17 protein-coding genes and 2 tRNA genes are annotated in these 19,656 nt (G+C 71.4%); 13 read left to right on the top strand and 6 right to left on the bottom strand.

The features are described 5' to 3' along the window. Positions 1-18: 18 nt before the first annotated feature. The 8 genes from recF to CPE01_RS06970 all read left to right on the top strand — a co-directional run bounded on the left by recF (position 19) and on the right by CPE01_RS06970 (position 8,032). Positions 19-1,221, top strand: coding sequence for a DNA replication/repair protein RecF (gene recF / locus CPE01_RS07000; RefSeq protein ID WP_146805929.1), 1,203 nt, complete (start codon positions 19-21; stop codon positions 1,219-1,221). Continuing rightward, positions 1,211-1,777, top strand: coding sequence for a DciA family protein (locus CPE01_RS06995; RefSeq protein ID WP_246783785.1), 567 nt, complete (start codon positions 1,211-1,213; stop codon positions 1,775-1,777). Before recF ends, CPE01_RS06995 begins: the two co-directional genes overlap by 11 nt. A 190-nt stretch (positions 1,778-1,967) precedes the next feature. Continuing rightward, entirely contained in the window at positions 1,968-3,998 is a 2,031-nt protein-coding gene (gyrB, locus tag CPE01_RS06990) for a DNA topoisomerase (ATP-hydrolyzing) subunit B (RefSeq protein WP_146805928.1), read from the top strand. A gap of 65 nt (positions 3,999-4,063) precedes the next feature. Continuing rightward, the gene (gyrA, locus tag CPE01_RS06985) at positions 4,064-6,670 is read left to right on the top strand and encodes a DNA gyrase subunit A (RefSeq protein WP_146805927.1); all 2,607 of its coding nucleotides are present in this window, start codon (positions 4,064-4,066) and stop codon (positions 6,668-6,670) included. Next, positions 6,667-7,590 (top strand): DUF3566 domain-containing protein, encoded by a 924-nt coding sequence (locus CPE01_RS06980; protein WP_146805926.1) that lies wholly within the window; start codon positions 6,667-6,669, stop codon positions 7,588-7,590. The genes gyrA and CPE01_RS06980 overlap by 4 nt, the downstream gene beginning before the upstream one ends. Before the next feature lie 105 nt (positions 7,591-7,695). Further along, positions 7,696-7,769, top strand: a tRNA-Ile gene (locus CPE01_RS06975). Positions 7,770-7,791: 22 nt separating this feature from the next. Continuing rightward, positions 7,792-7,911 (top strand): DLW-39 family protein, encoded by a 120-nt coding sequence (locus CPE01_RS16615; protein ID WP_222592880.1) that lies wholly within the window; start codon positions 7,792-7,794, stop codon positions 7,909-7,911. A 45-nt stretch (positions 7,912-7,956) separates the two neighbouring features. Next, positions 7,957-8,032 (top strand) — tRNA-Ala (locus CPE01_RS06970). A 292-nt stretch (positions 8,033-8,324) separates the two neighbouring features. Here the strand turns inward: CPE01_RS06970 and CPE01_RS06965 are convergent. Both CPE01_RS06965 and CPE01_RS06960 read right to left on the bottom strand, forming a co-directional pair. Continuing rightward, a complete protein-coding gene (locus tag CPE01_RS06965; RefSeq protein WP_146805925.1) occupies positions 8,325-9,608 on the bottom strand; it encodes a benzoate/H(+) symporter BenE family transporter in 1,284 nt (427 codons plus the stop codon). A 15-nt stretch (positions 9,609-9,623) separates the two neighbouring features. Then, positions 9,624-10,187: a hypothetical protein gene (locus CPE01_RS06960; RefSeq protein WP_146805924.1), complete on the bottom strand. Its 564-nt coding sequence runs from the start codon at positions 10,185-10,187 to the stop codon at positions 9,624-9,626. Positions 10,188-10,464: 277 nt separating this feature from the next. On the opposite strand from CPE01_RS06960, the gene CPE01_RS06955 reads away from it, so the two are divergent. The 5 genes from CPE01_RS06955 (at position 10,465) to CPE01_RS06935 (ending at position 14,164) form a co-directional block, all read left to right on the top strand. Then, positions 10,465-10,803 carry a hypothetical protein gene (locus tag CPE01_RS06955; protein WP_146805923.1) on the top strand — a complete coding sequence of 113 codons (339 nt, stop codon included), beginning with the start codon at positions 10,465-10,467 and terminating at the stop codon, positions 10,801-10,803. A gap of 3 nt (positions 10,804-10,806) precedes the next feature. Continuing rightward, on the top strand, positions 10,807-11,433 hold the full coding sequence (locus CPE01_RS06950) for an LD-carboxypeptidase (protein ID WP_146805922.1): 627 nt from the start codon (positions 10,807-10,809) through the stop codon (positions 11,431-11,433). Positions 11,434-11,577: 144 nt separating this feature from the next. Further along, positions 11,578-12,504 carry an ABC transporter ATP-binding protein gene (locus tag CPE01_RS06945; RefSeq protein WP_146805921.1) on the top strand — a complete coding sequence of 309 codons (927 nt, stop codon included), beginning with the start codon at positions 11,578-11,580 and terminating at the stop codon, positions 12,502-12,504. Between the two features lie 29 nt (positions 12,505-12,533). After that, entirely contained in the window at positions 12,534-13,352 is an 819-nt protein-coding gene (locus CPE01_RS06940) for an ABC transporter permease (RefSeq protein WP_146805961.1), read from the top strand. After that, complete coding sequence (locus tag CPE01_RS06935) at positions 13,349-14,164, top strand: ABC transporter permease (protein ID WP_146805920.1); 816 nt, start codon at positions 13,349-13,351, stop codon at positions 14,162-14,164. Before CPE01_RS06940 ends, CPE01_RS06935 begins: the two co-directional genes overlap by 4 nt. Before the next feature lie 15 nt (positions 14,165-14,179). Here the strand turns inward: CPE01_RS06935 and CPE01_RS06930 are convergent, their stop codons facing one another. The 4 genes from CPE01_RS06930 to CPE01_RS06915 form a co-directional block, all read right to left on the bottom strand. Next, the gene (locus CPE01_RS06930; RefSeq protein ID WP_146805919.1) at positions 14,180-14,971 is read right to left on the bottom strand and encodes a hypothetical protein; all 792 of its coding nucleotides are present in this window, start codon (positions 14,969-14,971) and stop codon (positions 14,180-14,182) included. A 2-nt stretch (positions 14,972-14,973) separates the two neighbouring features. Then, complete coding sequence (locus CPE01_RS06925; protein ID WP_146805960.1) at positions 14,974-15,306, bottom strand: PadR family transcriptional regulator; 333 nt, start codon at positions 15,304-15,306, stop codon at positions 14,974-14,976. Positions 15,307-15,486: 180 nt separating this feature from the next. After that, positions 15,487-16,152, bottom strand: a complete 666-nt coding sequence (locus CPE01_RS06920) for a GNAT family N-acetyltransferase (RefSeq protein WP_146805918.1) — start codon at positions 16,150-16,152, stop codon at positions 15,487-15,489. A gap of 228 nt (positions 16,153-16,380) precedes the next feature. Next, positions 16,381-19,557: a glycoside hydrolase family 9 protein gene (locus CPE01_RS06915; RefSeq protein ID WP_146805917.1), complete on the bottom strand. Its 3,177-nt coding sequence runs from the start codon at positions 19,555-19,557 to the stop codon at positions 16,381-16,383. Between the last annotated feature and the right edge of the window lie 99 nt (positions 19,558-19,656).

Genomic DNA, 19,656 nt, shown 5'->3' with positions numbered 1-19,656 from the left:
GAACCCCGACGAGAGCACATGTACGTCGCCCACCTGCAGCTGACCGACTTCCGTTCGTACCCGCACGCCGAGCTGGAGCTCGACCCGGGGATCACGGCGCTCGTCGGTCCCAACGGGCAGGGCAAGACGAACCTCGTCGAGGCGATCGGGTACGTCGCGACGCTCTCGAGTCACCGGGTGCCCACCGACGCGGCGCTGATCCGGGCGGGCAGCCCGCGTGCGGTCGTCGGCGCCAAGATCGTCCGGGAGCTTGAGCCGGGGCGTCCGCGGTCGTCGGTCGTCGAGGTCGAGATCACGGCGGGCAAGGCGAACCGGGCGCGGGTCAACGGCGGCAGTCCGGTGCGGGCGCGCGACATCCTCGGGATGCTGCACACGGTGCTGTTCGCGCCGGAGGACCTGGCGCTCGTCAAGGGTGACCCGGACGGTCGTCGCCGGTTCCTCGACGCGCTGCTGGTGCAGCTCACGCCGCGCATGGCGGCGACGGTGAGCGACTACGAGCGTGTGCTGCGGCAGCGGTCGGCGCTGCTGAAGTCGGCCGGTGCGGCGAGCCGTGCGCGGCAGGGTGCCGACCTGCGCACGCTCGACGTGTGGGACGGCAAGCTCGCGCAGCTCGGCGCGCGCCTCGTCACGGAGCGCCGGGCGCTGGTCCGGGCGCTGGCACCGCACGTCGAGGCGGCGTACGAGCAGGTCAGCGCGGGTCAGGGGGCGGCGCGTATAACGTACCGCGCGTCCCTCGAGGGTGTCCTGCACGACGACGCGCCCGGCGCCCCGGCTGCGGGGGCGTCCGACGACGAGGCCACGGTCGAGCTGGTCGAGGCCCAGCTCCTGGAGGCGATGGGTCGGCTGCGACCCAAGGAGATCGAGCGCGGCGTCTGCCTCGTCGGCCCGCACCGCGACGACCTGGTCCTGACGCTCGCCGACCTGCCCGCCAAGGGGTACGCGAGCCACGGCGAGTCGTGGTCGTTCGCGCTCGCGCTGCGCCTGGCCTCCTGGCGGGTCCTGGCGGCCGGCGGTCCGCAGTCGGATCCCGACGACGAGCCCGTCCTGATCCTCGACGACGTGTTCGCCGAGCTCGACGCGCGTCGTCGTGAGCGGCTGGCCGAGCTCGTCGCACCGGCCCGGCAGGTGCTGATCACCGCGGCGGTCGCCGCGGACGTGCCGGAGCCGTTGGCCGGTGCGCGCGTCGACGTCATGGGTGGCGAGGTGTCGCGTGTCCTCTGACCTGGCGCGGGATCGCCGCGGGGCGGACGGCACGACGACGCACACGCTGCGCGACCTCGTCGACCTGCTGCCGGAGCGTCAGGTCGCGGCTGCGGCGCTGGGCCGGGCGAAGGAGAGCGCACGCCGGCGCGGCCTGCGCCCGGGTGACGCGCCCCGGGGCGCGCGACGCGAGGTGCAGCTCGGGGACGCACGGCCCGGCGGCCGCGACCCGCGCACGGTCGGGGAGGCGCTCGACTCGCTCGTCGGCCAGCTCGCGTGGTCCCCCGGGGTGACCGCAGGCACGATCCAGGCGCGGTGGACCGAGCTGTTCGGTGCGGAGGTCGCCTCCCACACGTCGTACGTGTCGTTCGACGCGGGCGTCCTGACGATGCGCGCGGACTCCACCGCGTGGGCGACGAACCTGCGGTGGACCGTCCCGACGATGCTGCGGACGCTGGGCGACGAGCTCGGCGAGGGCGTCGTGGTGCAGATCGAGGTCCAGGGGCCGGGGGGCCCGGGCTTCGGTCGGGGCCCGCGCAGCGTCAAGGGTCGGGGCGTGCGCGACACGTACGGCTGAGACCTTCACGGAACCCGTCCCGCGCCACCCCGTGTTTCCGAGGGTCTCCCCCAACTCTCCGGGTAGACTTCTAGGGTCATTCCTGGCGCCTTGGTGCCCGGAACTCCAACGTCACGGAGTGATCTGCCCTCCTCGCAGTCGGGCGGGCCGCTCCGGCGCGTTTCGCAGATCCTGAGGAGTACCACCGCCCGTGGCCGAGCAGCCCAGCCCCCAGCCCGAGTCCGGCGGCAGCTACGACGCCGACGCGATCACCGTCCTCGAAGGCCTGGAGGCGGTCCGCAAGCGTCCCGGCATGTACATCGGCTCCACGGGTGAGCGGGGTCTGCACCACCTGGTGTACGAGATCGTCGACAACTCCGTCGACGAGGCCCTGGCCGGCTACTGCGACCACATCGAGGTCACGCTGCGCGCCGACGGTGGCGTGCGCGTCGTGGACAACGGCCGTGGCATCCCCGTCGCGATCCACCCGACCGAGGGCAAGCCGACGCTCGAGGTCGTCATGACGATCCTGCACGCGGGCGGCAAGTTCGGTGGCGGCGGTTACGCGGTCTCCGGTGGTCTGCACGGCGTCGGCGTCTCGGTGGTGAACGCGCTGTCGAAGCGCGTGGAGTCCGTGGTCAAGCGCGACGGCTTCACGTGGGAGATGGACTTCGAGAACGGCGGCAAGCCCGTGGGCGGCATCCGCCAGGGTGCGCCGACCGACGAGACCGGTACGCAGCAGACGTTCTGGGCCGACGACACGATCTTCGAGACCGTCGACTACGACTTCGAGACGTTGCGCAGCCGGTTCCAGCAGATGGCGTTCCTCAACAAGGGCCTGCAGATCACGCTCACCGACGAGCGCCCGCAGCACCTGGGCACGGACGACGAGGTCGTCGGCGAGTCGGACGGCGAGGGCGAGGGCGGTGCGCCGGCAGCGCGCGTCGTGTCCTACCGGTACGACGACGGCCTGCTCGACTACGTCAAGCACCTGAACTCGGCGAAGAAGGTCGAGCTCGTCCACCCCGAGGTCATCGACTTCGAGGCGGAGGACGCGGAGCGCCGCATCTCGGTCGAGATCGCGATGCAGTGGACGACGGCGTACTCGGAGTCGGTCCACACGTACGCCAACACGATCTCGACGACCGAGGGTGGCACGCACGAGGAGGGCTTCCGTGCGGCGATGACCAGCCTGGTCAACCGCTACGCGCGCGACAAGAACCTGCTCAAGGACAAGGACGAGAACCTCACGGGTGACGACATCCGCGAGGGGCTGACCGCGGTCATCTCGGTCAAGCTCGGCGAGCCGCAGTTCGAGGGCCAGACGAAGACGAAGCTCGGCAACACCGAGGCGAAGACGTTCGTGCAGCGCGTGGTGAACGAGCAGTTCGGCGACTGGCTGGACTCGCACCCGAACGAGGCCCGCGACATCATCCGCAAGTCGATCCAGGCGTCGGCCGCGCGCATGGCGGCCCGCAAGGCCCGCGAGGCGACGCGTCGCAAGGGTCTGCTCGAGTCGGGCGGCATGCCGGGCAAGCTCAAGGACTGCCAGTCGAACCGCCCGGAGGAGTGCGAGGTCTTCATCGTCGAGGGCGACTCGGCCGGCGGTTCGGCGGTGCGTGGGCGCAACCCGCGCACGCAGGCGATCCTGCCGATCCGCGGCAAGATCCTCAACGTCGAGCGCGCGCGCCTGGACCGCGCGCTGAGCAACCTCGAGGTGCAGGCGCTGATCACCGCGTTCGGCACGGGGATCGGCGAGGACTTCGACATCTCGAAGCTGCGGTACCACAAGATCGTGCTGATGGCCGATGCCGACGTCGACGGCCAGCACATCCGCACGCTGCTGCTGACGCTCCTGTTCCGGTACATGCCGGAGCTGATCAAGCAGGGGCACGTGTTCATGGCGCAGCCGCCGCTGTACCGGATCAAGTGGACCAACGCGGAGCACGACTACGTGTACTCCGACCGTGAGCGCGACGCGTTCATCGTCGAGGGCCAGGCCGCGGGCAAGCGACTGCCGAAGGACAACGCGATCCAGCGCTACAAGGGTCTGGGCGAGATGGACTACTCCGAGCTGTGGGAGACCACGATGTCGCCGGAGCACCGGACGCTGCTGCAGGTCACGCTGGACGAGGCCGCTGCGGCCGACGAGATCTTCTCGGTCCTGATGGGCGAGGACGTCGAGGCTCGTCGTTCCTTCATCCAGCGCAACGCCAAGGACGTCAGGTTCCTCGACATCTGATCGACGAGATCTAGACGACGAACCCACGACCTCTCCCGTACTTCCCGCACCACCGAAGGACTGACGTGACCGACATCCCGAACGGCGACGGCATCGAGCACGGCCGGATCGACCAGGTCGACCTGCAGCTCGAGATGCAGCGGTCGTACCTGGACTACGCGATGGCGGTCATCGTCGGGCGTGCGCTGCCCGACGTGCGCGACGGCCTCAAGCCGGTGCACCGTCGCGTGCTGTACGCGATGTACGACGGGGGCTACCGCCCGGACCGCCAGTTCTCGAAGTGCAGCCGCGTCGTCGGCGACGTCATGGGCAAGTACCACCCGCACGGTGACACGGCGATCTACGACGCCCTCGTGCGCCTCGTGCAGGACTGGTCGATGCGGTACCCGCTGGTCGCGGGCCAGGGCAACTTCGGCTCCCCCGGCGACGACCCCGCGGCCGCACCGCGGTACACCGAGTGCAAGATGGCCCCGCTCGCCATGGAGATGGTGCGGGACATCGACGAGGACACGGTCGACTTCGGCGACAACTACGACGGCCGCACGCAGGAGCCGCAGGTCCTGCCGAGCCGCTTCCCGAACCTGCTGGTCAACGGCTCGTCGGGCATCGCGGTCGGCATGGCGACGAACATCCCGCCGCACAACCTGCGGGAGGTCGCCGAGGGTGTGCAGTGGCACCTGGACCACCCGGACGCGAGCAAGGAAGAGCTTCTCGAGGCGCTGATGCAGCGCATCAAGGGCCCGGACTTCCCGACGGCGGCGACGATCCTCGGTCACAAGGGCATCGAGGACGCGTACCGCACGGGCCGCGGCTCGATCACGATGCGCGCGGTCGTGGAGGTCGAGGAGATCCAGGGGCGCATCTGCCTCGTCGTGACCGAGCTGCCGTACCAGGTGAACCCGGACGCGCTCGCGAAGAAGATCGCGGACCTGGTCCGCGAGAACCGGGTCGGCGGCATCGCGGACATCCGCGACGAGACGTCGGGCCGCACCGGTCAGCGCCTCGTGATCGTGCTCAAGCGTGACGCTGTAGCCAAGGTCGTGCTGAACAACCTGTACAAGCACACGCAGCTGCAGGACACGTTCGGCGCGAACATGCTCGCGCTCGTCGACGGCGTGCCGCGCACGCTCAGCATCGACGCGTTCGTGCGGCACTGGACCACGCACCAGATCGACGTGATCCGCCGGCGCACGGCGTTCCGCCTGCGCAAGGCCGAGGAGCAGATCCACATCTACCGCGGGTACCTCAAGGCGCTCGACGCGCTGGACGAGGTCATCGCGCTCATCCGGCGCTCCCCCGACGCCGACGAGGCGCGCACGGGCCTCATGGAGCTGCTCGACGTCGACGAGGTCCAGGCCAACGCGATCCTCAACCTGCAGCTGCGCCGCCTGGCTGCGCTGCAGCGCCAGGAGATCCTCGACCGGTACGCCGAGCTCGAGACGCAGATCAAGGGTTACAACGAGATCCTCGCCTCGGAGCAGCGCCAGCGTGAGCTGGTCTCGGAGGAGATGGCGGAGATCGTCGAGAAGTACGGCGACGAGCGCCGCACGCGGATCCTGCCGTTCGACGGCGAGGTCAGCGTCGAAGACCTGATCGCCGAGGAGGAGGTCGTCGTCACGATCACGCGCGGCGGCTACGCCAAGCGCACGCGCTCGGACAACTACCGCGCGCAGCGTCGTGGCGGCAAGGGCGTCAAGGGTGCCCAGCTGCGCGAGGACGACATCGTCGACCACTTCTTCGTCACGACGACGCACCACTGGCTGCTGTTCTTCACGAACCTCGGCCGCGTGTACCGCGCGAAGGCGTACGAGCTGCCCGAGGGCGGTCGTGACGCCAAGGGTCAGCACGTCGCGAACCTGCTGGCGTTCCAGCCCGACGAGAAGATCGCGCAGGTCCTCGCGCTGCGCGACTACGAGCAGGCCGAGTACCTGGTCCTGGCGACCAAGCGCGGTCTGGTGAAGAAGACCCGCCTGGCGGACTACGACTCGAACCGGTCCGGCGGCGTCATCGCGATCAACCTGCGCGAGGACGACGAGGGCCGGCCCGACGAGCTCGTCTCGGCGCGGATCGTCGACCCCGACCAGGACATGATCCTGGTCTCGCGGCAGGGCCAGTCGATCCGCTTCACCGCGGACGACGAGCAGCTGCGGCCGATGGGCCGTGCGACCTCCGGTGTCACGGGCATGAAGTTCCGCGGCGACGACGAGCTGCTCGCCGCGGACGTCGTGCGCGAGGACGCGTTCCTGTTCACCGTCACGGAGGGCGGCATCGCCAAGCGCACCGCGCTGTCGGTCGAGAACTACCGCCAGCAGGGCCGCAACGGCTACGGCATCCGCGTCGCGAACCTGCCGGAGCAGAACGGTGACCTGGTGGGCGCGCTCGTCGTCGACGAGAACGACGAGGTCCTGGTGATCATGGAGCGCGGCAAGGTCGTGCGTTCCGCGGTCGACGAGGTGCACGCGACGGGCCGCACCACGCAGGGTGTGATCTTCGCGAAGCCCGACTCGGGTGACCGGATCATCGCGGTCGCGCGCAACACCGAGCGCCCCGAATCGGACGATGCCGGTACCGTGGGCGGCGACAGTGACGCGCCGAGCGTCGAGAACAGCCCCGGCTCGGCGGCCGAGACGAGCGCAGAGCGCGCCACCGAGACGCCCGCGGAGGACGCATGACGGACCCGGCTCCCCCTTCGATCCCGCCGAAGAACCGGCCGACTCCGAAGTCCGCGTCCTCGGCGCGCACCGCGACGACGCCGGCCGGTCGGGACTCGAGCGGGTCGGGTCAGGGCACGGCGTCCGCGCCGAAGCCCGTCGGCTCGGGCGCGGGTCCGTCCGCCGCGACGGCCTCCGCGGCCCCGACGACGGGCTCGGCCTCGTCGTCCGGCAAGCCCGCGGTCGCCGTCGACGAGAAGTCGACGCCCGACGAGCGGTCGTCGACCTCCGCGCAGCACGACCCGCCCACTCCGCTCATGGCGGCGGTGGACAAGACCACCGCCTGGTTCAAGAAGGCGGCCGGAGCCACGAGCACCGCGATCTCCACGGCCACCCGGCCCCGGAACGAGGACACCGCCATGACCACCACTCCCACGGCGCCCCCCGCGTCCGCGGGCGCGACCGGCACCAACCCGCCGTCGGTCCCTCCGCGCACCTCCACCACGTCGCAGCCCGCCTCCGGCACCTCGGGCGCGCGTCCGCAGACCGGTCGCATCCCGACGGTCGCGTCGTCGGGCGGCCCGCGCCGCGTGCGGCTCGCGATCTCGCGCATCGACCCGTGGTCGGTGATGAAGCTGTCGTTCCTGCTGTCGGTGGCGTTCGGCATCCTGCTCGTCGTCGCGGTCGGCGTGGTCTGGTACACGCTCAACGGTCTGCACGTGTTCACGAACATCGACGACCTGGTCACCCAGGTCACCGGTACCGAGGGCAACATCGACATCCTGCAGTACGTCGAGTTCAAGCGCGTGATCTCCGGTGCGACGCTCATCGCGGTCGTCGACGTGTTCCTGCTGACGGCGCTCGCGACCATCGCGGCGTTCCTCTACAACATCGTCGCGGCCCTCGTCGGCGGGCTGCACGTGACCATGACGGACGAGTGATCGTCGCTCCCTGACAGCGGGACCACCTCGCGTGCTCCGCCGGTTTGGGCGACGGGCACGCGCTGAGGTAGTCTCGTCCGGCGCGCTGCGGCTGCAGCGGTGCACGGGCCTATAGCTCAGACGGTTAGAGCGCTTCCCTGATAAGGAAGAGGTCACAGGTTCAAGTCCTGTTAGGCCCACTCCCGACCTTGTGGGGGACCCATGAAGAAGCTTCTGCTCCTGGTGGCCCTGGCCGCCGTCGGCTACGTCGTCTACCAGAAGGTCACGCAGGACCGCGACGAGCGGGACCTGTGGGCCGAGGTCACCGACACCTTCGAGTGATCCCCGCCTGATCGCCGCACCCCCGGGACGCGGCGTGCGGCTCCCGGGGCCATGGCGCAATTGGTAGCGCACCTGCTTTGCAAGCAGGGGGTTAGGGGTTCGAGTCCCCTTGGCTCCACCAGCTCTGACATCGCCCTGACGGGCAAGGACGCCGTCGTCTCGCGCACGCCGACCTGCATCCGCCAGTAGGGTGCCCGCATGCAGCGGACGGTCGCCCGGTCTCTTGCGCTCGGTGTCTTGCCCGTCGTGCTGCTCGCCGGTTGCACGGGCGGGATCTCCTCGACGACAGCCCGCTGACCGACGCGGTCGCGACGCTCGAGAGCAGCGCGCCGGCGCAGGCGGCAGCGAACGCCGAGGCGTTCCTCGCTGCGTCTCCGACGAGGGCTGGGAGCTTCCGGAGGGTTAGCCGTCGCTCATCGGGCCGGCTGGTCCTGCGCGGGTTCGCCCAGGATGTCGTCGTCCGGCGCCTCGCCGTCCACGTCGCCGCCGGTGACGGCCCCGTCGTCGCGTGCGTGGGCGTCCTGCGCGGCGAGCGTGGCGGCGGCGGCCTCGCGCGGGCGCAGGACGGCGTGCACCACGAGTCCGACGACGAGTGCCCAGAACGCCGAGCCGACGCCGGCGATCGACAGCCCGCTCGCGGCGAGCATGAGGGCGAGCGCGGCCGCGACCCGGTCCGCCGCGGACGACATCGCGGCGTGCAGCGACGCGGCGAACGTGGTGAGCAGGGCGAGACCGGCGACGGACTCCACGAGGCCGTAGGGTCCGACGTCGACGAGCGCGATGAGCGCGGGTGCGAGCGGCGCCAGGACGACGTACGTCCACCCGGCGGCCTGCGAGGCGCGCCAGCGCTGCGCGGGGTCGGGGTCCGCGTCGGGCGAGGCCGGGAGCGCGGCGGTGATCGCGGCGAGGTTGATCGCGTGCGCGCCGGCGGGTGCGCCGAGCGCGGTCCCGAGGCCGGTCAGCAGCATCGTCGGACGCCACGGCGCGGTGTAGCCGGCCGTCGCGAGCACGGCCGCGCCCGGGACGTTCTGGGACGCCATCGTCACCACGTAGAGCGGGAGCGCGACGCCGACGACCGCACCGACCTCGAACGCGGGCGCGGTGAGCTGCATGCCGGGCACGTCGGGCCACGCGAGCAGGTCGGACTCGACCGCGAAGACGACGGCCACGACGAGCGCGACCGCGAACGCGGCGGGCGCCGACCAGCGCGGCGCGTACCGCTGCACGACGAGCCACACGACGACGATCGGCAGGACGTACAGCGGTGTGTCGACGGCGGCCAGCACGGGCGCGAGGCACAGGGGCAGCAGGATGCCGGCGAGCATCGCGTGCGCGAGCCACACGGGGATCGCGGCGACGAGACGGCCGAGCGCGCCCCACAGCCCGGTCGCGGCGATGAGCAGGCCGGTCACCAGGAACGCACCGACTGCGGCGCGCCACGAGACGACGGCCGAGGTCACGAGCAGCGCGGCGCCGGGCGTGGACCACGCGAGCGTGATCGGCGTGCGGTACCGGCGGCTCAGCCAGACGGTCCCGACCCCCTGCAGCACGCACAGTGCGACGAGCCCCGAGGAGGCCTGAGACGCGTCGGCGCCCACGGCCCGCAGGCCGGCGAGCACCACGGCGAACGAGCTCGTGAAGCCGACGAGCGCGGTGACGACGCCGACCGGGACGGCCGAGGAACGGGGTTTCGACATGGCGGAACTCTAGGGTCAGTCCCCCGCGCGCCGGGCGCGTTCGGTGATCTCGTTGAGCACGCGCGGCGTGTAGACGGCCACCGGCTCGGGCGTCTCGGGGCCGTGCTCGAGCGTCGCCCACTGCCAGTACGGCGTGACCGACGCGCGTCGGCCCTCGGTGTGCAGGCGCAGGTCGAGCAGCATGGCGTAGCGGTAGCCGAACCGGCGTTGCAGCGCCTGCGCGGTCTCGATCCCGGGTCCGGGCTCGTCGGCGGTCGTGGAGTCGACGGCCACGTGCACGAGCAGCAGGTTGTGCTCGGGGCCGAGCAGGCCGCGGTGGTGGACGATCAGGTTGGGCACGTGCCCCGCGTCGGGACCGAACTGCACCGACGACTCGAGCATCATCCCGGAGCGGTCGTACTCGCTGTCGACGTTCCACGTGCGCTCGACGGTCTGCCGCACGTACCACCCGAGCTGGAACGCGATCGTGCGCTCGCTCGGCCTGCTCGTGCCGGTGGTCGGGGTGAACAGGGTCCACTCCTCGACCAGCGTGTTGGTCAGGGCGATGCGCAGGCGCGACTGGAGGTCGGCGAGGATCATGGCCGGACGCTACTCGTCCCGATGTCACGGCGGGCAGGCCCTAGGGCTACGAGCAGGTTTCGTCTTCGGGGCCGCTGCCGCACGGTCGTCGGCCGCGGACACCCGGACGCCCCACTTTCGCCCACCGTTCACCTGCATTTCGCAGCCGAGTCCGAAACGATCGCTTGACACCGGTTGGTCCACTTTGCAAGGGTCGGCGCGGGCCGCAAGGTCCGACGACGACGGCGTCGTCCGGCGCCGCCGAAGGCACTTCCAGGGGGTAGCAGTGAAGCGTTCCTTGCGTACGTCACTCGTGGCCGGCGGCCTCGCCGTCCTCGCGATCGTCGGCACGTCCGTGCCGGCCTCGGCCAAGACCATCACGCTCTCGACCATGGCGGGCAGCTGCAGCGTCGACGGTGCCGCCACCGCCAGGGGCGCGACGGTCACGAACTACACCTGTACGACCGCTCGTGCCGGCGTGAAGTACTACGACGCCGGCGGCACGCAGCGCACCTCGTGGGGCAGCTGGGTCGGCCAGAACCAGGCGTCGGTCGCGACCGCGACGACGACGATGATCACGCACCGCATCGCGCAGGGCACCAAGAGCGGCTCGGTCTCGGGTTCGTACTACTTCTGATCGATGACCCGAGCCATCGCGCCGCTGGTGGCGCTCGTCGTCGTCGCGCTCTGCGGGGCGTGCTCGTCGACGGGCGCCACCGACGGCGCCTCCACCGACTCGTCGGCCGTCGCGCCGACCTTCCGCGAGCAGGTCGACGAGATCCTCGCCTCGGGACCCAGCGACCTCGAGCGTGAGGTCCTCGCGGACTACCGCATCACCGACGACGAGTACGCGCGCGCCCGCGACGCGGCCAAGGAGTGCCTCGTCGCGAAGGGCTACGACGTGCGGCTGCCGCCGCAGGGCGGTCTCGACACCGGCGACCCGCAGGACCGCAGCGACGACGAGCAGCGTGCGGACGTCGACGGCTGCTCACGCGGCACCACGATGTACGTCGAGATGCTCTACGGCCAGCTGCGGGACAACCCCGACGGCATCCCGGTCGAGCAGGCGCTCGAGGACTGCGTGACCCGGCACGACGTCGCCGCGGCGCAGGGGATGAGCGGCGCCGAGCTCGCCGAGCGCATCCGGCAGGACCAGGCGTTCCTGAGCGACACCGTCGCGGGGACCGCGTGCCGGACCAACCCGTGGGCGGCGGCCCGTGCCGGCACGCCTGAGGAGCTCGACCGGATCGTGACCACCGGCCACTGACGGTCGACCACAGAGGGCAGCACCGCGCGACGGACCGGTCGAGGCGCAGCCGCGGACGACGACGCGTGGGCAGATCGGGACGAGGCGGGCGGTCGCCAGGTAAACGTTCGGCGGTGTCGGTCCCCCGGGTTAGGTTGGGCGGCTGTGAGCCAGCCCGTGATCAGCGCCCGTGGACTGACCAAACGCTTCGGTGACTTCACCGCCGTCGCCGGCATCGACTTCGAGGTCCCGCCCGGCGAGTCGTTCGGGCTGCTGGGACCCAACGGTGCGGGCAAGTCGACGACGATGCGCATGATCGGCGCGGTCTCGCAGCGCACCGCCGGTGACCTGCGCGTCGTCGGCCTGGACCCGGACACGCACGGGCCGGAGATCCGCTCGCAGCTCGGCGTGGTCCCGCAGGAGGACAACCTCGACGCCGAGCTGCGCGTGCGCGAGAACCTCATCGTGTACGGCCGCTACTTCGGCATCCCCCGCTCGGTGTGCGCGACGCGGGCCGACGAGCTGCTGTCCTTCGCGCAGCTCGAGGACAAGGCGAAGGCCAAGGTCGACGACCTGTCGGGCGGCATGAAGCGGCGCCTGACGATCGCGCGCGCCCTCATCAACGAGCCGCGCATCCTCATGCTCGACGAGCCGACGACCGGGCTCGACCCGCAGGCGCGCCACGTGCTGTGGGACCGGCTGTTCCGGCTCAAGGAGCGCGGCACGACGCTCGTGCTCACCACGCACTACATGGACGAGGCGGAGCAGCTGTGCGACCGCCTGATCGTCGTCGACAAGGGTCAGATCATGGCCGAGGGCTCGCCTGCGGCGCTGATCCGGCAGTACTCGACGCGTGAGGTGGTCGAGCTGCGGTTCGGCTCGGACCGCAACGCGTCGGCCGCCGAGCAGCTCGCGGGGCTGGCCGAGCGCCTCGAGGTGCTCCCGGACCGTGTGCTGCTCTACACCGACGACGGCGAGCGGCTGCTCGAGCGCGTCGCGCACGCAGGTCTGCACCCGACGACGAGCCTCGTGCGGCGCTCGTCGCTCGAGGACGTGTTCCTGCGCCTGACCGGGCGGAGCCTGATCGAGTGAGCGCCGACGTGACGACGGACGAGCCCGCCATGGTCACGGCGGCGCTCGGCGCTGCCGTGCGCCCGCGCCGGCTCGGCTGGTGGTACATCGCCGAGCACCAGCTGCGGCAGATGCGGTCCTACGGCTGGACCGTGGTGATGACCGGCATCGGCAACCCGCTGATCTACATGCTCGGCATCGGGCTGGGGCTGGCCGCGTTCCTGACCGTGCCCGTGGCGAGCGGGCCGGACGGACCCGTGGACTACCTGTGGTTCGTCGCCCCCGCGCTGCTGGTGACCGCGGCGGTCTCGGTGACCACCGAGGAGTTCACGTACACCGTGATGGGCGGTTTCCGGTGGCGGCGCATCTTCTGGGCGATGAACGCCTCCCCGGTCAGCCCGCACCAGATCTGCACGGGCCTGATCGTCGCGGTGACGCTGCGCATGGTCTTCGTCTCGACGGCCTACTACGCCCTCATGGTCGCGTTCGGTGCGGTCGGCGACGTCGCGACCGGCGCGCTGCTCGTCCCGGTCGGTGTGCTCGCGGGACTCGCGTTCGGCCTGCCGCTGCTCGCCTTCTCGGCCAGCCTCACGGAGGACACCGGCCAGTTCGCCATGGTCCAGCGCTTCGTCTTCACGCCGCTGTTCCTGTTCTCCGGCACGTTCTACCCGCTGGCGACGCTGCCCGGCTGGCTGCAGTGGATCGGGTGGGTCTCCCCCATCTGGCACGGCTCCGAGGTGGGCCGCACCCTGTCGTACGGCGCAGGGTCGGACTCGTGGCCGATCGGCGCGCACCTCGCGGTGCTCGTCGTCCTGGCGGCCGTCGGCTGGGTGATCGCCCGCCGCATCTTCGTCGGGAGGCTGCGATGAGCTCCGTCGTCTCGGTGCCCGGCACCGGCGCGATCCGCGCGCTGTACGCGGGCAACGCGCGCGCGGTCGTCGCACGGTCGCTGCAGGCCACCCGCTCGAGCAACTGGGCGGTCGTCGTCTCCGGGTTCTTCGAGCCCGTGTTCTACCTGCTCGCGATGGGCTGGGGCCTGGGCTCCTTCATCGGCGACGTGACGCTGTCGACCGGCACCGAGGTGCCGTACGCCGCGTTCATCGCGCCCGGGCTCCTCGCGGTGTCCGCGATGAACGGCGCGATCTACGACTCGACGTGGAACGTGTTCTTCAAGATGCGGTTCGGCCGGCTGTACGACGCGATGCTCGCGACGTCGATCGGCCCGCTCGACGTCGCGCTCGGTGAGATCGTCTACGCGCTGCTGCGCGGCGGGGTCTACGCGGTCGGGTTCCTCACCGTCATGCAGGTCCTGGGCCTGAACCTGGCCTGGACGGCGGCCCTCGCGATCCCCGCGGTGCTGCTCGTCGCGTTCGGCTTCGCGTCCGTCGGCATGGCGATCACCAGCTTCATGAAGACCTTCCAGCAGATGGACTGGATCAACTTCGTGCTGCTGCCGATGTTCCTGTTCTCCGCCACGTTCTACCCGCTGTCGGTCTACAGCGAGCCGATCCAGTGGGTCATCAAGGCGTTCCCGCTGTGGCACGCCGTCGAGCTGATCCGCGGCCTGACCACGGGTGCGCTGAGCGTCGCGATGCTCGGCCACACCGCGTACTTCCTGGTGATGATCGCCGCGGGAGTCACGCTCACGACGACGAGGCTGCGCGCCCTGTTCCTGTCCTGACCCGCCGGGCGCCGGTCAGGCGCCTGTGCGGACCAGGACGTAGACGGCCACGGCGGCCAGGGCCACCGGGAGGAGCAGGGCGAGCTGTGCGACCCACGGGGCGCGGTGACGCGAGTCCCGCGGGTCGTCGAGCGCGTCGTCGAACGGCGAGACGATCAGGTCGTCAGGCTCCAGGCGGTCGTGCCACAGCGAGAAGCCCGTCGTCGCGGCGAGCGTGAGGGCACCCAGGCCGAGTGCGAGCGGACCGGGCAGCTCGAGCACCACCTCGCGCAGCAGCGCGGCGGGGAGCACGACGAGCGCGAACGCTGCGGTCCCGGCGGCGACGACGGCCGCGAACTGCCTGCTGCGCACCGGTGCTGACACGACGACCCGCAGGAGTCGGGTGCCGACGCGCAGGACGACGAGCGTGAGCAGCGTCGCCGCGAGGGCGGACATGAGCAGACCCCACGTGATCGGGGCCGGCTCGCCCGCGCCGAGCGCGGCCGCACCGCCGACGACCAGCAGCGCGCCGAGCACCTGCGCCGCGCTCAGGACGACCGCCGACGGCTGGACGGTGAGGTCCTGGCGCGGGTCGGCGGGCAGCTCGAGCGACTGCGCGAACTGCACCGGGTCCCCGAAGGCCGTCAGGGCGTCCTCTCCGCTCTCGACGACGTGCGACTCGACCTCGCTCAGCACCTCGGCGATCGCCGTCCCGGCGACGCCCTGCAGCCGCAGCTCCACCAGCACGGCCTCGGCCCACTGCGCGTCGACGTGCGGCGCGAGCGAGCGCTCGATCGCGTAGCGACGGCCCGTGGTCTCCTTCGTCATGGTCACTCGTCTCCCCTGCGTCGTGCCGCGTCGTCGGTGCTGGTCAGCAGTGCGCGCGCGGCGTCGCTGAAGGCGAGCCAGTCGGCGCTGCGGCGGGCGGCCTCGGCCCGGCCGCTCTCGGTCAGCGTGTAGTACTTGCGCCCCGGCCCGCTGGTGCCCGGCCGCCACTCGACGGCGACGAGCCCCGCGGTCTCGAACCGCGCCAGCAGCGGGTAGAGCGTGCCGCCCTTGACGGCCCCGAGTCCCGCGTCCTCGAGCGCCTGAGCGATGGCGTACCCGTAGGTGGGCCCGTGCCCGACGACGCGCAGCACGCACACCTCGAGCACGCCACGCATCCACTCGGCGGGCCACCGCACGTCGTCGTCCACGTGCTAGACAGTACGACCATCTAGTCAGGCGCACAACCTACCGACAGCATCCAGCTCTCCGAGAGACCCGGTCGTCCCGGACGTGCCTGGTTCTCAGGGGGGACCCGATTGCCCCGGAGGGGCGCCCGAGCACGAGCGGGAGGGTGCCTACTCGTCGAGGCCGAGGAAGGCCCGCAGCGCGGGGACACCCTCCAGGGTGACGCCCGGGCGCAGCTCGGCGGGACGCGTGTCCCAGTCGGCGCGGTGCAGCACGTAGCGCAGCGAACGCGCGGCGGTGCCCTCGCGGGCGACCGTCGTCTCGCCGTTCGTGCGGTAGCCGAGCCGGCGGGTCACACCGTTCGACGGACCGTTGTCCTCGAACGCCGACGTCGTCGCGTGCTCGCCGCCCAGGCCGTCGAAGAACAGGTGCAGCACCGCGAGCCGCATGAGCGTGCCGACGCCCTGGCCCTGGTGGCGCAGGCCGAGCCACGAACCGGTCTCCGCCTCGCGCGTCACCGCGAAGTCCTTGGCGTACACGCCCTGGATGCCGAGCACCTCGCCGTCGCGCAGCACCCCGAGCTCGAGCGACCACTTCTCGCGCGACCACGAGCCGCGCAGGCCCCACTGGTACTGCAGCACCGAGCGGCGCACCTCGTCGGGCGTGCCACGGGTCCACGGCTGCGTGAACGGCATGAAGTCGGGGGCGTGCACGCCCTCGCTCGCGAGCGCGGCGAGCGGCACGAGCAGGTCGTCGGTGAGGAACCGCAGCTCGAGGTCGCCGCACAGGATGCGGACGCCGGCGGGGGGCCACTGGTCGACGAGCTGAGGAGTCATGCGACGAGGCTGTCGGGCGCCCCGGCCCGCGGCAACACCATTTGGTCCCGGTCCGGGCGCCGAGCTCGGCAGTACCGCGCGAGATCGTGCATCCGGACTGCCGAGCTCGCGCGTGTGTGCCGAGCTGGCGAGCACCCGCCCCGCGCGCGGCAGCGACGGGCGGCGGGCACAGGGGAGGGGGCCGACGCACGCGCGCCGACCCCCTCCGGGTCCTGCCTCAGGCGGCGGTCAGCCGCAGACGGAGCCGTTCACCGTGAAGCTCGTCGGCGACGGGTTGCTGCCCGAGTGCGTGCCCTGGAACCCGATCTCGGTGCTCGCACCGGGCGCGAGCGTCTGGTTCCAGGACAGGCCGGTCGCCGTCACGGACGTGCCCGTCTGGGTCCACGTCGCGCTCCAGCCGTTGGACACCTTCTGCCCCGCGGTGAGGTCGAACGCGAGCGCCCAGGTCAGGGCGGACGTGCCGGTGTTGGTGATCTTCAGCGACGCCGTGAAGCCGGTGTTCCAGCTGTTCGGCGTGTACACCACCGTGCACGTCTGGGTCGGCGTGCTGCCGAGCGTGCGGAACGTGACCGCGCTGCTCGCCGCCGAGGTGTTGCCGGCCGCGTCGACCGCGCGCACCACGTACGAGTACGAGGTGTCCGCGGTGAGCCCGGTCAGCGCCACCGACGTGGTCGTCGGCGAGGCGACGAGCGTCTGGGTGCTGCCCGAGACGCGCAGCACCTCGTACTTCGCGACGCCCGAGCCCGCGTCGGTCGACGCCGCCCAGGTGAGCGTGGCGCCCGTCGTCGTGATGCCCGAGGCCGTGGGCGTGCCCGGCACGGTGGGTGCCGTGGTGTCGGCCGGGATCTCGAGCGTCGAGAACGTGACCGCCGACGAGGCCGCGGAGACGTTGCCGGCGGCGTCGCGTGCCCGCACCACGTACGTGTACGCGGTGGCGGGCGTGAGGCCGGTGAGCGTCGTCGTCGTGGTCGTCGGGGAGGCGACGAGCGTGCTCGTCGTGCCCTGGACGCGGTAGACGTCGTACGCGGCGAGCCCGGAGCCGGCGTCGGTCGACGCGGTCCACGTGAGGGTCGCGCCCGTCGAGGTGACCGACGAGGCCACGGGCGTGCCCGGGACGGTCGGCGCGGTCGTGTCGGCCGGGATCTCCGTCGTCGTGAAGGTCACCGACGACGACGCGGCCGAGACGTTCCCGGCGGCGTCGCGCGCCTTCACGTTGTACGTGTAGGCGGTGCCCGCGGACAGGCCCGTGAGGGTCGTCGTGACGGTCGTCGGGGAGGCGACGAGCGTGCTCGTCGTCCCCTGCACGCGGTACACGTCGTACGCGACGACGCCCGTGTCGTCGCTCGACGCGGCCCACGTGAGGGTCGCGCCGCTCGTCGTGACCGACGAGGCGACGGGCGTGCCCGGGACGGTCGGCGCGGTCGTGTCGCCCGGCGTCGTGCCGGTCGGCTCCTTGCCGTACACCAGCGTGCTGCCGTCGTACAGCGTGATGGCCGGGGCCTTGGCCAGGCCGGTCGTGGTCAGGCCGGCGAACGACGGGTCGTTCGTCGCGTCCCAGCCCGACGGGCCGGTGAGCCGGAACTGCAGCTCGCGACGGTGCTGCGACTGGCCACCCGGGTGGATGTTCTGCCCGACGCAGCTGAGCTCGACGTAGCCGAGCGTGCCGCCCGCGCTCACGCCCTTGCCGGACTGCGCGCCGCACTCGCTGTAGTTCGAGCTGAGCGTGACGTCCGAGGCCGCGAAGCCGTCGGTGCGGAACCAGTAGCGGACCTTGGCGTTCTTGAGCGAGCTCGCCGGGAACGCCGACTGGTTGCGGATCATCGCCTTGATCTCGGTGAACGTGCCGCCTGCGGGCTGGTTGAGCTGCGCCTCGACGAACATCTGGTCACCGTCGGGCTGCTCGGGCGTCGGGAAGCTCGCCAGCGCAGTGCCGCCGTACTGGTCGACCAGGTACGCGAGCGCCGACGTGAAGCCGGCGTTGTAGTCCGTGGCGACCTCGTTGGCGACGTAGTCCTGCCGGTCGTCCTTGTACGCGTCGTTCGCCGCGGACGGGCCGCCGACGAGCGCGCCGTACAGCACGTGCCGCGAGGCGGCGGGCGTCGTGATCGAGTCGAGCCACGAGCCGTGCGCGGTGCGGTGGTGCGGCATGGTCGGCGGGTTCGCGCCGAAGCCGACGACGTACGACGACTTGCGCGGGTTGTCGCCCAGCGCGTAGTTGATCTGCTTCACGCCGAAGTCGTGGTAGCGCGCCTTGCGCGTCGAGTCGGTGGTCCAGTCGGAGTACACGAGCGCGACGAACGAGGTGTTCGCGGCGTACCGCAGCGCACCCCACGAGTCGAGCACGGCCATGCCGCCCGGCGAGTACGCGATCTTCTGGCCCTCGGCACCGACGGTCCAGTAGTCGAGCCAGCGGTTCGCGTCGTCGACGTACTTCTGCTTGCCCGTCTCCATCGCGAGCAGCGCGTACGTCGCGAACTGCTTGTTGTCCCACGCGACGGTCCACTTGAACGACTTCGTCGTCGACTGGTTCTCGGTGCCGAGCTTGTCGTACTCGGCCTCGGCCTTCGCCAGGTACGTCGCGTCGCCCGTGGCCTTGTACAGCCAGTACGCGCCCCACACGAGCTCGTCCTGGTAGCCCGACCACGACTTGTAGTACGCCTGCGCGTCCTTGACGCAGTCGGAGTACGCGCCGCGGTAGGTGTCGGCGAACGAGTAGAGCTGCTTGGCGTGCGTGACGAGCTTGGCGGCGTACGTCGGGTCGTCCGCCTTGAAGACGAGCGACGAGGCCGCCATCGCCGCGGCGGTCTCGCCCGCGACGTCCGAGCCCGGGCAGGACGCGGTGATCTTGTACGCCGGGCGGGCCATCGTCATGACCTCGGCCGGACCCCACCACTTGTGGTCGGCCTCGCCGCCGCCCACCTGCACGTACAGCTCGTTGGGCGCGGTGTGCGCCTTGACGAAGTAGTCGTTGACCCAGCGCAGGTTGCCCTTGAGCTCGTCGAGCTGGCCGGCCTTCGTGTAGCCGGTGGGGGACTCGACGGCGCCCCACGCGAGCATCGTCGTCGTGAAGGCCATCGGGAAGCCGAACTTCACGTGGTCGCCGGCGTCGTACCAGCCGCCCGTGAGGTCGACCCCGACGTCCGAGCCGTCCTGCAGGCCCGAGTCGCCGCGCCAGGAGACGGGGTAGTTGTCGGGCAGGTCGCCCGAGGCCTGGGCCTGGTAGAAGAACATCGACTTCTGCAACGCCTCGGCGTAGTTGAAGTCGGGGGCCGCGCTCGCGGACGTCGCCAGGGGGACGACGAGCGCGCTCGCGGCCAGGGTCAGGCTCAGGCCGGCGGCGACGCGCGTGCGTCCCCGTCGCCTCAGCGCACCGGATGGATGGGGGGACGTGGCTCGATGACGCATGGTTCCTCTTCCTACGCGCGGAACGGCAGGCGCCCGCGACCGGAGGAGGTCGCACCGGTGCGACACGCCAGGCGAATCGTCGGGTGACGCCCGCGCGCG

The organism is Cellulomonas persica (assembly GCF_007989825.1).
Classification (GTDB): domain Bacteria; phylum Actinomycetota; class Actinomycetes; order Actinomycetales; family Cellulomonadaceae; genus Cellulomonas; species Cellulomonas persica.
Note: the sequence above shows the minus strand (reverse complement) of the source record. Positions and strands in the feature narration are given on the sequence as shown.